Annotated in this window: 13 protein-coding genes; 9 read left to right on the top strand and 4 right to left on the bottom strand. The window is 57.2% G+C overall.

Going from position 1 to position 14,288, the window contains the following annotated elements:
- Positions 1–4 precede the first annotated feature (4 nt).
- On the top strand, positions 5–508 hold the full coding sequence (locus AM379_RS14945) for a fimbrial protein (protein WP_078775028.1): 504 nt from the start codon (positions 5–7) through the stop codon (positions 506–508).
- Here AM379_RS14945 and dinG read toward each other — a convergent pair.
- Both dinG and rhlE read right to left on the bottom strand, forming a co-directional pair.
- Positions 495–2,672, bottom strand: coding sequence for an ATP-dependent DNA helicase DinG (gene dinG / locus AM379_RS14940; RefSeq protein ID WP_106503852.1), 2,178 nt, complete (start codon positions 2,670–2,672; stop codon positions 495–497). The genes AM379_RS14945 and dinG overlap by 14 nt on opposite strands.
- Before the next feature lie 96 nt (positions 2,673–2,768).
- A complete protein-coding gene (gene rhlE, locus AM379_RS14935; RefSeq protein ID WP_106503851.1) occupies positions 2,769–4,154 on the bottom strand; it encodes an ATP-dependent RNA helicase RhlE in 1,386 nt (461 codons plus the stop codon).
- Between the two features lie 237 nt (positions 4,155–4,391).
- Between rhlE and cecR the strand changes: the two genes are divergently transcribed.
- From cecR to AM379_RS14910, 5 genes are read left to right on the top strand one after another with little or no spacing between them, the layout of a single operon-like run.
- On the top strand, positions 4,392–5,069 hold the full coding sequence (gene cecR, locus AM379_RS14930; protein ID WP_014169235.1) for a transcriptional regulator CecR: 678 nt from the start codon (positions 4,392–4,394) through the stop codon (positions 5,067–5,069).
- Positions 5,066–6,061 (top strand): secretion protein HlyD, encoded by a 996-nt coding sequence (hlyD, locus tag AM379_RS14925; protein ID WP_040016978.1) that lies wholly within the window; start codon positions 5,066–5,068, stop codon positions 6,059–6,061. The genes cecR and hlyD overlap by 4 nt, the downstream gene beginning before the upstream one ends.
- Positions 6,054–7,793, top strand: a complete 1,740-nt coding sequence (locus AM379_RS14920) for an ATP-binding cassette domain-containing protein (protein WP_040016977.1) — start codon at positions 6,054–6,056, stop codon at positions 7,791–7,793. The genes hlyD and AM379_RS14920 overlap by 8 nt, the downstream gene beginning before the upstream one ends.
- The gene (locus AM379_RS14915; protein ID WP_020884927.1) at positions 7,783–8,916 is read left to right on the top strand and encodes an ABC transporter permease; all 1,134 of its coding nucleotides are present in this window, start codon (positions 7,783–7,785) and stop codon (positions 8,914–8,916) included. The genes AM379_RS14920 and AM379_RS14915 overlap by 11 nt, the downstream gene beginning before the upstream one ends.
- Positions 8,917–8,925: 9 nt before the next feature.
- Entirely contained in the window at positions 8,926–10,032 is a 1,107-nt protein-coding gene (locus AM379_RS14910; protein WP_014169231.1) for an ABC transporter permease, read from the top strand.
- On the opposite strand, the gene AM379_RS14905 is transcribed toward AM379_RS14910, so the two are convergent.
- On the bottom strand, positions 9,994–10,404 hold the full coding sequence (locus AM379_RS14905) for a YbhQ family protein (RefSeq protein ID WP_014169230.1): 411 nt from the start codon (positions 10,402–10,404) through the stop codon (positions 9,994–9,996). The two genes, AM379_RS14910 and AM379_RS14905, sit on opposite strands and share 39 nt — an antisense overlap.
- A gap of 133 nt (positions 10,405–10,537) precedes the next feature.
- Here AM379_RS14905 and AM379_RS14900 point away from each other — a divergent pair, with 133 nt between their 5' ends.
- The 3 genes from AM379_RS14900 to AM379_RS14890 are packed head-to-tail and all read left to right on the top strand — an operon-like array spanning position 10,538 to position 13,499.
- Positions 10,538–11,299 carry an endonuclease/exonuclease/phosphatase family protein gene (locus AM379_RS14900; RefSeq protein ID WP_014169229.1) on the top strand — a complete coding sequence of 254 codons (762 nt, stop codon included), beginning with the start codon at positions 10,538–10,540 and terminating at the stop codon, positions 11,297–11,299.
- On the top strand, positions 11,296–12,537 hold the full coding sequence (gene clsB / locus AM379_RS14895) for a cardiolipin synthase ClsB (protein WP_106503850.1): 1,242 nt from the start codon (positions 11,296–11,298) through the stop codon (positions 12,535–12,537). The genes AM379_RS14900 and clsB overlap by 4 nt, the downstream gene beginning before the upstream one ends.
- Positions 12,537–13,499 (top strand): lysylphosphatidylglycerol synthase domain-containing protein, encoded by a 963-nt coding sequence (locus AM379_RS14890; RefSeq protein WP_014169227.1) that lies wholly within the window; start codon positions 12,537–12,539, stop codon positions 13,497–13,499. The genes clsB and AM379_RS14890 overlap by 1 nt, the downstream gene beginning before the upstream one ends.
- A gap of 58 nt (positions 13,500–13,557) precedes the next feature.
- Here AM379_RS14890 and AM379_RS14885 read toward each other — a convergent pair whose 3' ends face one another.
- The gene (locus tag AM379_RS14885; RefSeq protein WP_014169226.1) at positions 13,558–14,265 is read right to left on the bottom strand and encodes a Bax inhibitor-1/YccA family protein; all 708 of its coding nucleotides are present in this window, start codon (positions 14,263–14,265) and stop codon (positions 13,558–13,560) included.
- Positions 14,266–14,288 lie beyond the last annotated feature (23 nt).

Here is a 14,288-nt window from a genome sequence, read left to right as displayed (position 1 = left end):
CAACATGAAAAAGACACTTGCGATCCTGATTCTCGGCTTGATTGTCCGGGCACAGGCGGACGATATTCAGATCCAGATGACAGGCAATATTTACGCCAACACCTGCATTATTGACAGCGCCAGCCGCAACCTGACGGTGGATTTAGGCCAGGCGGTATCAGGGGATTTTAAAAATGTGGGCGATACCGGCGCGTGGAAAGACTTTACGCTCTCGGTCTCGCATTGCCCTCCCACACTTGCGCTGGCGACCGCCTTTTTCTATGGTCAGGCCGACAGTACGCACCCGACAAAATTCGCCAATATCGGCAGTGCGAAAGGGTTGGCTCTGGAACTGGCAGACCGCCAGGACAATATACTCATTGCCCCGCAGGCAGCCTTTAACGTTCCGGTTAACTCAGCGGACCACACGGCAACGTTTCCTCTGGCTGCCCGCTATTATGCCAGCGCATTGCCCGTCACCGCCGGAACGTTTAACAGCGTGGTCCAGGTGACCTTTACTTACCAGTAGGCCCGCGCCCCTTCGTACGGATGCTTTTACGCCGTCCGGCGGCAGGTTTTGCCGGACGTTTTTTAACGTCGGGCACGTCCGGCTGTTCAATCGGAAAAACAGGCAGAGCGTTGAGTAACCGCTGGCCGTAATTTTTGGTGAGCAGACGTTTGTCATAAATCACCACCTCTCCCCAGCAGCTGTGGCTACGGATCAGACGCCCCACCTGCTGAATCAGATTAAACGACGCCGCGGGTAAGCTTTGGACCTCGAACGGATAGCGATTGAGGCTTTTGAGCCATTCACCTTCGGTGATGACGACCGGGCTGTCGATGGGCGGGAAGGCGATTTTATGGATATGCACCTGCGTCAGGTAATCCCCCTTCAGATCCAGCCCCTCCGCGAATGACTGCAGCCCGATCAGCACGCTACGTTCCCCGTTATCAATGCGTTTGCGGTGCAGCTCTACCAGACGGTAGCGGGGCTGATCGCCCTGCACCAGCAACAGCAATCGCAGGTCGGTAACGTGCTCCAGAAAACGCTGCATCGCCCTTCCACTGGCAAACAGGACCAGCATGCCGGGATATTTTTCACTCTCCAGCTGCTCGCGGAAATACGCTGCCATTTCGGCAATGTGCTGTTCTTCGTTGTCGATAAGCGGCTCATACTTCATGCGCGGAATGACCAGCTTGCCCTGTTCACAGTGGTTAAACGGCGAATCCAGCGCCACAAAACGATCGCCAGCTTTCTCTTTCAGCCCGCTCATCTCCTGTAAACGGGAGAAACTGTTCAGGGAACGCAACGTCGCGGAAGTCACTACCACGTGCGGCACGCTGCGCCAGATAAGCTTTTCCAGCTGATCGGCAACACGAATCCCCACGCAGTGGAAAAACAGGTGCGCCTGTCCGTCTTTCACGTCACGGGTTGCCCATTTGGTGACCGGCGCACCGGACGCCTGCGCCATCGAGGCCAGACGCCAGAGCTTGCTCTGGGCTTCGAACATGCCCAACGCACGGTTCATCTGCAGCAGAATGCGGTGCAAACGTACCACGTCGTGGCTACCGGTTTTCTCACTGAGATCGTTTAAGAACATCTCCGCCAGCCCGCGCAGCTTTTCAAGGTGCTTCGCCAGCTGCTGGCAGATCTCCATCACCTCGTCGGGCAGCTCTCCCATCGCAAAGCGGTGCTCTGCTTCCTGGGTCGCCGGGAGATAAAGATTGAGAATGTTATTCAGGGAAGCAATAAGGCTGTAGACCGCTTCGCAATGTTCGCTCAGCCGCTCGGGCACCGCCAGCGGCGGTGTGGTTTTCGGGCGGAACTGCTCCATACAGGTCGCCACCAGCTTGCAGAACAGATCCAGCTGCAGGCGGAACCACGGCGCGGTGATTTCGGCGCTCATCTCCAGCGCATCCCGCGCCACATCCGGCAAATGGTGGCCTTCATCGAGCACCAGCAGCAGGTTTTTGGGCTCCGGCAGGACGGCCTCACTCTCCAGCGCGGCCATGACCAGCGCGTGGTTAGCGACAACCACCTCCGCTTCCTGAATCTCCCGCCGTGCGACAAAGAACGGGCACTCGCGATAGTAGTGGCAGTTGCGGTTAAGGCAACTGGCTTTATCGGTGCTGAGCCTGCGCCACAAATCATCGCTGATGGCATGGCTGGTGTGATCGCGAAGGCCGTCCCACTTGTAGCTGTCGAGCTCGGTTTTTAGCTTCGCGCACTGCTCCTGTTCCGCTTTGTTGTTCGGCGTCAGTTCATCATCCAGAAAGGCCAGCAGATCCTGCTGAGAGGGCTCACTGCTGGCGAGAGCCGCGAGATTGCGCGGACACACATAACGCCCGCGGCCAAAGGCGGCTGTAAATCGCAGTTCAGGGATGATTTTGCGCAGCAGCGGCAGGTCTTTACTGAAGATTTGATCCTGCAGGGCCACGTTAGCGGTGCTGACCACCAGCGTTTTTTGCTCTTCCCGCGCAATGGCAATGCCCGGGATTAAATACGACAGGGTTTTCCCGACACCCGTCGGGGCTTCAATCGCCAGATGTCGTCCGTCGTCCCCGGAGAGCGTTTTTGCCACATCAGCAATCATCTGCCGCTGAGGCGCTCGGGGGATAAAATCGGGGATCTGCTGTTGTAGCGCCTTATACCAGGCGCCAATTTGCGCTTTGAGCGCCGCGGTTAAAGCCATCGGAGGACCTGAAATACTGTATAAACAGCCACTATTGTGGCACTTTCTTTCCGCTGCCGCAAAAGAAAAGCCCGGCTTTACGACCGGGCTTCCAGATTACTGCGGGTTAGCAGGTTTACGCGGGCGGCGTCGGCGCTGCCCTTCCCCTGCCGGTTTCCCCTCGCCGCTACGCCATGGGCTTTCACCGCCTGGCTTAGCCTCTGTATTACGACGCGGAGGTTTGCCCGCGGCTTTCGGTGCACCGCCTTCAGAACGACGCGGCTGCTGACTGCGCCCGCCACCCTGACCACGACCACCGCCGCCGCCCTGACGGCCATTCTGAATAGGCTCCGCCTTGATGGACGGGTCCACGTCATAGCCCGGGGTTTCGATACGCGGGATCTCTTTTCTCAGCAGACGTTCGATATCACGCAGCAGTTTGTGTTCATCCACACACACCAGCGAAAGCGCTTCACCGGTTGCCGCCGCACGACCGGTACGACCGATACGGTGAACATAGTCTTCCGGTACGTTTGGCAGCTCGTAGTTTACGACGTGCGGCAGTTCTTCAATATCCAGACCGCGGGCAGCAATGTCGGTGGCAACCAGGACGCGAATGTCACCGGATTTAAATTCAGCCAGCGCGCGGGTACGTGCCCCCTGGCTTTTGTTACCGTGGATCGCCGCGCTGCGGATACCGTCTTTATTCAGCTGTTCCGCCAGATGGTTAGCGCCGTGCTTGGTACGGGTAAAGACCAGCACCTGCTGCCAGTTGCCCTGACCAATCATATGGGAGAGCAGTTCCCGCTTACGCTTTTTATCAACGAAGTGCACGTGCTGGGTAATTTGCTCAGAGGCGGTGTTGCGGCGCGCCACTTCCACTTCCAGCGGGTTATGCAGCAGTTTTTCCGCCAGCGCCTTGATCTCATCAGAGAAGGTGGCAGAGAACAGCAGGTTCTGACGACGCGGTGGCAGCTTAGCCAGCACGCGACGAATGTCGTGGATAAAGCCCATATCCAGCATGCGGTCAGCTTCGTCCAGCACCAGGATTTCGATGCTATCAAGCTTCAGGGCATTCTGGTGCTCAAGATCCAACAGACGACCCGGCGTTGCCACCAGCACGTCCACGCCACCGCGCAGCTTCATCATCTGCGGGTTAATGCTTACTCCACCGAAAACCACCAGCGAGCGAATGTTGAGATAGCGGCTGTACTCACGCACGTTCTCACCAATCTGGGCCGCCAGCTCACGCGTTGGGGTGAGGATCAGGGCACGCACCGGACGACGTCCTTTGGCGTGCGGCTGATTTTTTACCAGCAGCTCTAACAGCGGCAGGGTAAAACCCGCGGTCTTACCGGTACCGGTCTGGGCGCTGGCCATCAGGTCGCGGCCCTGCAGAACGGCCGGAATAGCCTGCTGCTGGATTGGGGTTGGCTCGACGTAGCCCTGCTCTGCGATAGCGCGCAAAATTTCAGGGTTCAGGCCAAGGGAATCAAAAGACATAAAAACTCCGAACCGCCCCGACCATCACAGGTGTAGTTTTCAGGGAGATATAACGAATAGGGAAGGACAAAAACCACAATGTCGTGAAGCAGCGGAGTGTAGCAGGTTTTGTGACGTGGCGCATAAAATATCCCGCAGCGCTGCGTTGACGAAAGATTTCCCGCCGTGTGGTCACTGGACAAAAAGGGCAACCGGGCATAATGTTAATCAATCGATTGATTAATTTTTAAAACCGCCATGAATACGACCCCAACGACATCGAAAGGTGAACAGGCCAAAAACCAGCTTATTGCCGCCGCGCTGGCGCAGTTTGGCGAATATGGTCTGCATGCCACCACGCGGGACATCGCGGCGCAGGCCGGGCAAAACATTGCGGCCATTACCTACTATTTTGGCTCAAAAGAGGATTTGTACCTCGCCTGTGCCCAGTGGATCGCCGACTTTATCGGTAACCATTTTCGGCCACACGTTGAAGAGGCCAGCGGGCTATTGAGCCAGCCGTCGCCGGATCGCGCCGCCATCAGGCAGCTGATTATCAGCGCCTGCGACAATATGATTCGCCTGCTGACCCACGACGAGACGCTGAGCCTGAGTAAGTTCATCTCCCGTGAGCAGCTCTCCCCTACGGCGGCTTACCAGCGAGTGCACGATCAGGTGATTGCCCCGATGCATACGCACCTGACCCGGCTGATCGCGGCCTATACCGGACGAGACGCCGACGATACCGAGACTATTTTGCATACCCACGCCCTGCTGGGTGAAATTCTCGCCTTCCGTCTTGGGCGCGAAACGATCCTGTTACGCACCGGCTGGACACAATTTGATGAGGATAAAGCCGCGCAGATTAGCCAGGTCATCACCTGTCATCTCGATCTGATCCTGCAAGGCTTAACGCAAAGGAGCCTGAAGTCATGAAAAAACCTGTCGCCATCATTCTGGTGGTCGTTGTTCTGCTTGCCGCAGGTATCGGCGGCTGGCTGTGGTATCAAAGTCACCAGGACAGAGGCCTGACGCTGTACGGTAACGTCGATATTCGCACCGTGAATATGAGTTTCCGCGTCGGGGGGCGCCTGGCCTCCCTCACCGTTGATGAAGGCGATACCATCAAAACCGGTCAGAGGCTGGGGATGCTCGACAAGGCCCCGTACGAGAACGCGCTGATGCAGGCGAAAGCAGGTGTTTCCGTGGCGCAGGCGCAATATGACCTGATGCTGGCCGGCTACCGTGACGAAGAGATTGCTCAGGCCGCCGCCGCGGTCAAACAGGCGCAGGCCGCCTATGACTACGCACAAAACTTCTATGCCCGTCAGCAGGGGCTGTGGAAAAGCCGCACCATTTCTGCCAACGACCTGGAAAACGCCCGCTCCTCCCGCGACCAGGCCCAGGCGACGCTGAAATCCGCCCAGGATAAATTAAGCCAGTACCACACCGGTAACCGCCCGCAGGACATCGCGCAGGCAAAAGCCAGCCTGGAACAGGCGCAGGCGCAGCTGGCGCAGGCGGAACTGGATCTGCACGACACCACGCTCATTGCCCCGTCTGACGGCACGCTGATGACCCGCGCCGTGGAGCCGGGCAGCATGTTAAGCGCGGGAAGCACCGTCCTGACGCTTTCTCTGACGCGTCCGGTATGGGTGCGCGCCTATATTGATGAGCCTAATCTCGGCCAGATGCAGCCGGGCCGCGAGCTGCTGCTCTACACCGACGGTCGGCCGGATAAACCGTATCATGGCAAAGTTGGCTTTGTGTCGCCGACGGCTGAATTCACGCCCAAAACGGTTGAAACGCCGGATCTGCGTACCGACCTGGTTTATCGCCTGCGCATCATCGTGACCGATGCCGACGACGCGCTGCGTCAGGGCATGCCTGTCACCGTAAAAGTCAGCGACGGGGAACGACATGAATGACGCGGTTATTCAGCTCAACAATCTGGTCAAACGCTTCGCGGGGATGGAAAAACCTGCCGTCGCCCCGCTGAACTGTACCATTCAGAAAGGCTATGTGACCGGGCTGGTTGGCCCGGACGGCGCAGGCAAAACGACGCTGATGCGGATGCTGGCGGGTTTGTTAAAGCCTGATGAAGGAACCGCCAGCGTGCTCGGACTCGACCCGATTAAAGACGATGGCGCGCTCCATGCCATGCTGGGCTATATGCCGCAGAAGTTTGGTCTGTATGAAGACCTGACGGTGATGGAAAACCTCAATCTGTATGCTGACCTGCGCAGCGTCACTGGCGAAACCCGTCAGAAGACCTTTGCCCGTTTGCTGGAATTTACCTCGCTTGGCCCCTTCACCGACCGGCTGGCGGGCAAGCTCTCCGGCGGGATGAAACAAAAGCTGGGGCTGGCCTGTACGCTGGTGGGCGAGCCGAAGGTTCTCTTGCTCGATGAACCCGGCGTGGGCGTCGACCCGATTTCGCGCCGCGAGCTGTGGCAGATGGTGCATGAGTTAGCCGGCGATGGGATGCTGATCCTCTGGAGCACCTCGTACCTTGATGAAGCGGAACAGTGCCGTGACGTTCTGCTGATGAACGAAGGTGAGCTGCTTTATCAGGGAGAGCCGACCACACTGACGCAGAGCATGGCTGGTCGCAGCTTCCTGTTGCACAGCGCCCAGGCCTCCAACCGTCAGCTGCTGCAGCGGGTGCTAAAGCTACCTCAGGTCAGCGATGGAATGATTCAGGGCCGTTCGGTGCGCGTGATCCTCACGAAAGAGGCGACCGCGGACGATATACGTCGTGCACCGGGTATGCCTGAAATTGAGATGGAGGAGACCGCGCCACGCTTTGAAGATGCGTTTATCGATCTGCTCGGCGGCGCAGGGACATCAGAATCCCCCCTCGCCGCGATCCTGCACACGGTTGAAGGTACGCCGGGTGAAACGGTGATTGAAGCCAAATCCCTCACCAAAAAGTTTGGGGATTTTGCCGCCACCGATAACGTCAATTTCGCGGTGAAACGCGGTGAGATTTTTGGCCTGCTCGGGCCAAACGGCGCCGGGAAATCGACCACTTTTAAGATGATGTGCGGCCTGCTGGTACCGACCTCGGGCAAAGCGCTGGTGCTCGACATGGACCTGAAGGTCAGCTCCGGCAAGGCGCGTCAGCATCTGGGCTATATGGCGCAGAAATTCTCACTGTATGGCAACCTGACGGTCGAGCAGAACCTGCGCTTTTTCTCCGGCGTGTACGGCCTGCGGGGCCGCGCGCAGAACGAGAAAATCCACCGCATGAGCGAGGCCTTTGGCCTGACGGGCATTGCTTCCCATGCCACCGACGAACTGCCGCTCGGCTTCAAGCAGCGGCTGGCGCTGGCCTGCTCATTAATGCATGAGCCCGATATCCTGTTTCTCGATGAGCCGACGTCCGGCGTTGACCCCCTCACCCGCCGCGAGTTCTGGCTGCATATTAACAGCATGGTGGAGAAAGGGGTCACGGTCATGGTAACCACCCACTTTATGGATGAGGCGGAATACTGCGACCGCATCGGGCTGGTGTATCGCGGCAAGCTGATTGCCCACGGTACGCCGGACGACCTGAAAGAACAGGCCGCCGATGACGAGGTGCCGGACCCGACCATGGAACAGGCGTTTATTACCCTCATCCACGACTGGGATAAGGAGAATGCCCATGCGCAATAACGCCATTTCGTGGCGCAGGGTGCGTGCGTTGTGTATCAAAGAGACGCGCCAGATCGTGCGTGACCCCAGCAGCTGGCTGATCGCTGTGGTGATCCCCCTGCTGCTACTCTTTATCTTTGGCTACGGGATCAACCTTGACTCCAGCAAACTGCGGGTCGGGATTTTGCTGGAGCAGCAGAGCGAAGAGGCGCTTGATTTCACCCACACCATGACCGGCTCCCCTTACATTGACGCCACCATCAGCGACAACCGGCAGGCGCTAATCCAGATGATGCAGGCCGGGAAGATACGCGGGCTGGTGGTGATCCCGGTGGATTTTGCCGCCAACATGGCGCGCACCGATGCCAGTGCGCCGGTGCAGGTGATCACTGATGGCAGCGAGCCAAACACCGCGAACTTTGTACAAGGCTATGTGGAGGGCATCTGGCAGCTGTGGCAAATGCAGCGTGCCGAAGATCGCGGGGAAACCTTCGAACCGCTGATCGACGTGCAGACGCGCTACTGGTTTAACCCTGCGGCCATTAGCCAGCATTTTATTATCCCGGGTGCAGTGACCATCATCATGACGGTTATTGGCGCCATTTTGACCTCGCTGGTGATTGCCCGCGAGTGGGAACGCGGCACCATGGAAGCGCTGCTGTCTACCGAGGTCACACGGGTTGAACTGCTGCTCTGTAAGCTTATCCCCTACTACTTCCTCGGCATGCTGGCGATGCTGCTCTGCATGCTGGTCTCGGTGTTTATCCTCGGCGTGCCGTACCGCGGATCGCTGGTGGTGCTGTTCTTTATCACCAGTCTGTTTTTACTGAGCACCCTCGGGATGGGGCTGCTTATCTCTACCATCACCCGTAACCAGTTCAACGCCGCGCAGGTGGCCCTGAACGCCGCCTTTTTACCGTCGATTATGCTGTCCGGGTTTATTTTCCAGATAGACAGCATGCCCGCCGTGATCCGTGCCGTGACCTACATTATTCCGGCGCGCTACTTCGTGAGTACGCTGCAAAGCCTGTTCCTGGCGGGGAATATTCCGGTGGTGCTGATCATCAACACGCTGTTTTTGCTGGCATCGGCAACGATGTTTATTGGGCTGACGTGGATAAAGACCAAACGGCGTCTGGATTAAGGAGCGAACATGTTTCACCGTTTATGGACATTGATACGCAAAGAGCTGCAGTCGCTGCTGCGCGAGCCGCAGACGCGCGCCATTCTGGTATTACCGGTGTTGCTTCAGGTGTTGCTCTTCCCGTTTGCCGCCACGCTGGAGGTGACTAACGCCACCATTGCTATCTACAACGAAGATAACGGCAAACATTCCGTCGAATTGACGCAGCGTTTCGCCCGGGCGAAGGCTTTTACCCACATCCTGCTGCTGAAAAGCCCACAGGAGATCCAGCCCACCATCGATACGCAAAAAGCGTTATTGCTGGTGCGTTTCCCGGCCGATTTTTCCCGCAACCTGGATACCTTCCAGACGGCACCAATGCAGTTAATCCTCGACGGGCGCAACTCCAACAGCGCCCAGATTGCAGCCAACTATCTTCAGCAGGTGGTGAAGGATTACCAACAGGAATTGATGGACGGGAAACCGAAACCTAACAACAGCGAGCTGGTGGTGCGCAACTGGTATAACCCGAATCTGGATTACAAATGGTTCGTGGTGCCATCGCTGATCGCCATGATCACCACCATCGGAGTGATGATCGTAACGTCGCTCTCCGTCGCCCGTGAGCGCGAACAGGGGACGCTCGATCAGCTGCTGGTTTCCCCGCTCGCAACATGGCAAATTTTCGTCGGCAAAGCGGTTCCGGCGCTGATTGTCGCGACCTTCCAGGCCACCATCGTGCTGGGCGTGGGAATATGGGCCTACCAGATCCCGTTCGCCGGTTCGCTGGCGCTGTTCTACTTCACCATGGTGATTTACGGGCTGTCGCTGGTCGGGTTTGGACTGCTGATTTCCGCGCTCTGCTCTACCCAGCAGCAGGCATTTATTGGCGTGTTCGTCTTTATGATGCCGGCGATTTTGCTTTCGGGCTACGTCTCACCCGTCGAGAACATGCCGGTATGGTTACAGGATTTGACGTGGATAAACCCGATTCGGCACTTCACGGATATCACCAAGCAGATCTATCTGAAGGATGCGAGTCTGGACATTGTCTGGGGAAGTTTGTGGCCGCTACTGATCATAGCGGCCACGACGGGCTCAGTGGCGTACGTGATGTTTAGACGAAACATCGCGTAGCTTTTTCTCTTTGGTCAGTAACGAGACCACGGCAGGCCCTGCGAGGATTGCCAGACCGGCCAGGGCCAGCAGCAGGTTGTTTTGCAGCACACGCGACAGCAACCAAAGCACAATCATCGCCGCACCAAAGTACCAGGTGGTGGTGAGCTCTTCGAGCACATCACCCACCTCACGCCAGCGTGCTTCGTGGTGGCGCTGTAAAAACAGCATCGACAGTACGGTGACGCCATAGAGGACGCAGAGCCCTAAGCCGACCCGCACCAGCGTGCCGCTCATCCAGCCCATCACCAGTACGGCCACGACCAGTAAATGCAACATTATCTGCCAGCAACTCAGGCCAGTTGCGACACGAACGCGTTGTTGCCACTTCATGGCTTCTCTCCTGAAGGATTTTTCTCTGCTTAATCAGACTACCGCACTTTACGGAAAATTCCGTAACACCGCATCTTTTTGTGACGCCTACTACACTTTATTTTCATCGGGATAGTCACCCTGGAAGGAACGTATGACCAAAAAAATGCAGCATTTCTCGCTTAAAGTGCTGACGATAAACATTCATAAAGGCTTCACAGCATTTAACCGCCGCTTCATTTTACCGGAGCTACGCGACGCGGTTCGCACCGTCAGCGCGGACATTGTCTGTCTTCAGGAAGTCATGGGCGCGCACGAAGTGCATCCGCTTCACTTTGAAAACTGGCCGGACACCCCGCACTACGAATTCCTGGCCGACACCATGTGGAGTGATTACGCCTACGGGCGCAACGCGGTGTACCCGGAAGGGCATCACGGTAATGCGGTGCTGTCACGTTTTCCCATCGAACATTACGAGAACCGCGACGTCTCTGTGGGTGAAAGTGAAAAACGCGGGCTGCTTTACTGCCGTATCGCCCCGCCGGACCTGGCGTTCCCGGTGCACGTGGGCTGTGTTCATCTGGGCCTGCGCGAAGCCCATCGCCAGGCACAGCTAAAAATGCTGGCCGAATGGACCAATGCCCTGCCTGAAGGTGAACCTGTGGTCGTGGCCGGTGATTTCAACGACTGGCGGCAGCGGGCTAACCATCCGTTGAAGGTTGATGCCGGACTTGAGGAGATTTTCACCCGTGCAAACGGCAGGCCTGCACGCACCTTTCCGGTACGGTTCCCGTTTTTGCGACTCGACAGAATCTACGTGAAAAACGCCCATGCCAGCAGCCCGACCGCACTGGCGTTACTTAACTGGCGACATCTTTCCGACCATGCGCCGCTCAGCGCGGAGATCCACTTATGAAATGTTCATGGCAGGAAGGCAACCGGATCACGCTGCTGGTCAACGGGGATGAATATTACCCCGCGGTGTTTGACGCGATTGACCACGCAAAGCAGAAAGTGATCCTTGAAACGTTTATCTGGTTCGAAGACGACGTCGGTAAGCAGTTGCACAGCGTGCTGCTGCGTGCTGCCCTGCGTGGCGTCAAAATCGAAGTGCTGCTGGATGGCTATGGCTCACCGGACCTCAGTGATGCGTTCGTCAATGAGCTCACCTCAGCAGGCGTCGTGTTCCGTTATTACGATCCTGGCCCTCGCCTTTTCGGCATGCGTACCAATCTTTTCCGCCGGATGCACCGCAAAATTGTGGTGGTGGATGAGACGGTAGCGTTTGTTGGCGGCATTAACTACTCCGCTGAACATATGTCCGATTACGGCCCGGAAGCCAAGCAGGATTACGCGATTCGCATTGAAGGACCGGTGGTGCAGGATATCCTGCTCTTTGAGCTGAAAAACCTGCCCGGTAAAGAGGCTGCCCGCCGCTGGTGGCAGCGCCGCCATCATCGTCCGGAAGAGAACCGTCACCCCGGTGAAGCGCAGGCGCTGTTTGTCTGGCGGGATAACGGTGAGCACCGGGACGACATTGAGCGGCATTACCTGAAGATGCTGGCGAATGCGAAGCGCGAAGTGATTATCGCCAACGCTTACTTTTTCCCGGGCTATCGCCTGCTGCATGCCATGCGCAATGCGGCCCGACGCGGCGTGCGCGTGAAGCTCATTGTTCAGGGCGAGCCGGACATGCAGATTGTCAAAATCGGTGCCCGGTTGCTGTACAACTATCTGGTGAAAGGTGGCGTACAAATTTACGAATATCGCCGCCGGCCGCTGCACGGCAAAGTAGCCCTGATGGACGATCACTGGGCCACCGTGGGCTCCAGCAATCTCGACCCGCTGAGTTTGTCACTGAATCTTGAAGCTAACCTGATCATCCACGATCGCCAGTTCAACCAGACTCTTAGGGATAACCTGCAGGCGTTGATCGTGAACGACTGCGTGCGCGTGGACGAATCCATGGTGCCCAAACGCACCTGGTGGAATCTGGGCATTAGCGTGGTGGTGTTCCACTTCCTGCGTCATTTCCCGGCGATGGTGGGCTGGCTGCCGGCGCACACGCCAAAACTTGCGCTGGTGGATCCGCCTGTCCAGCCCGAAATGGAAACCCAGGACCGCGTTGAAGCGGAAGATGGAGGGAAAACCTGATGTCGAAATCACATCCACGCTGGCGGCTGGCTAAAAAGATCCTCACCTGGCTGTTTTTCATCGCCGTCGCGGTTCTGCTGGTGGTTTACGCCCAGAAAGTTGACTGGGAAGAGGTGTGGAAAGTTATCCGCAACTACAACCGGCTGGTGCTGCTGGGCGCGGTGGGGCTGGTGATTGTGAGCTACCTCATGTACGGCTGCTATGACCTGCTGGGCCGCGCCTACTGCGGCCATAAGCTTGCGAAGCGCCAGGTCATGCTGGTGTCGTTTATCTGTTACGCCTTTAACCTGACATTGAGTACCTGGGTGGGCGGGATCGGCATGCGCTATCGCCTTTACTCGCGCCTCGGCCTGCCGGGTGGGACCATTACGCGCATTTTTTCCCTCAGCATCACCACCAACTGGCTGGGTTACATTCTGCTCGGCGGGGTGATTTTCACCATCGGCGTGGTGCAATTGCCTGCGCACTGGTACATCGATGAAACCACGCTGCGGATTTTAGGCTTTGCATTACTGCTCATTATTGCGCTCTATCTTTGGGCCTGCGCCTTTGCCAAACGCCGACATATGACCATCAAGGGGCAAAAACTGGTGCTGCCTTCGTGGAAATTCGCGGTCCTGCAGATGGCCGTGTCCAGCGCCAACTGGATGGCGATGGGGGCGATTATCTGGATGCTCATTGGTGAAGATGTGAATTACTTCTTTGTGCTGGGTGTGCTGCTGGTCAGCAGCATTGCCGGTGTGATCGTGCATATTCCGGCGGGGATTGGGGTGCTGGAGGCGGTATTTATCGCCCTGCTCGCCGGAGAGCATGTTTCACAGGGTACGATTATTGCCGCCCTGCTGGCCTACCGTATGCTCTATTACTTCCTGCCGCTGGCGCTGGCAACGGTGTGTTATCTGGTGCTGGAGAGTCGGGCGAAGAAACTGCGGGCGAAGAATGAGAAAGCGTTAGCGAAGTGAGGTCTGGCGGGGGAACTTACCCGGCCTGCGCAACGCAGGTCGGGTAAGGGAAATACCCTTAACGACGGTTGCCTAAAATACGCAGCAACATCAGGAACAGGTTGATGAAGTCCAGATACAGCGTCAGGGCGCCCAGAATCGCGTATTTGCGCAGGTTTGAGCTGTCGCGTACGTCAATCTGTTCGCCAATATTTTTCAGCTTCTGAGTGTCGTAGGCCGTCAAACCGACGAAGATCACCACCCCGATATAGGTCACCGCCCACATCAGCGCTTCACTCTTCAGCCACAGGTTCACCAGCGACGCCAGCACAATCCCAATCAGCCCCATAAACAGCATGCTGCCGAAACCGCTCAGGTCACGCTTCGTGGTGTAGCCGTAGAGGCTCATCGCACCAAACATCCCGCCAGCGACCACAAACGTGCTGGCGATGGAGGAATAGGTATACACGATGAAGATGCTGGAGAGCGTCAGCCCCGTCAGTGCCGAATAGAGCATAAACAGCGTGGTCGCCATTCCGGCGCTCAGCTTCTGCACCAGGCCGGAGAGAACAAAGACCAGCGCCAGTTGCGCGATGATCAGCCCAAAGAAGGTGATTTTGCTTGAGAAGATAAACATCATCAGCTCAGGCGTGTTGGCTGCATACCATGCGATAAAGGCGGTCAGCAGTAAACCGACCGTCATCCAGCCATAAACCTGAGCCATATACGTCTGCAGCCCGGTACGGGTCTGCTGTACTATTGAATCGGAACGCGGAAATCGGTCCATGATTCACTCCTGATTAAGTAGAC

Origin of the sequence: Enterobacter cloacae complex sp. FDA-CDC-AR_0132, assembly GCF_003010695.1 — a bacterium.
GTDB classification, from domain to species: Bacteria; Pseudomonadota; Gammaproteobacteria; order Enterobacterales; family Enterobacteriaceae; genus Enterobacter; species Enterobacter ludwigii.
This window is presented reverse-complemented; position numbering and strand designations above follow the sequence as displayed.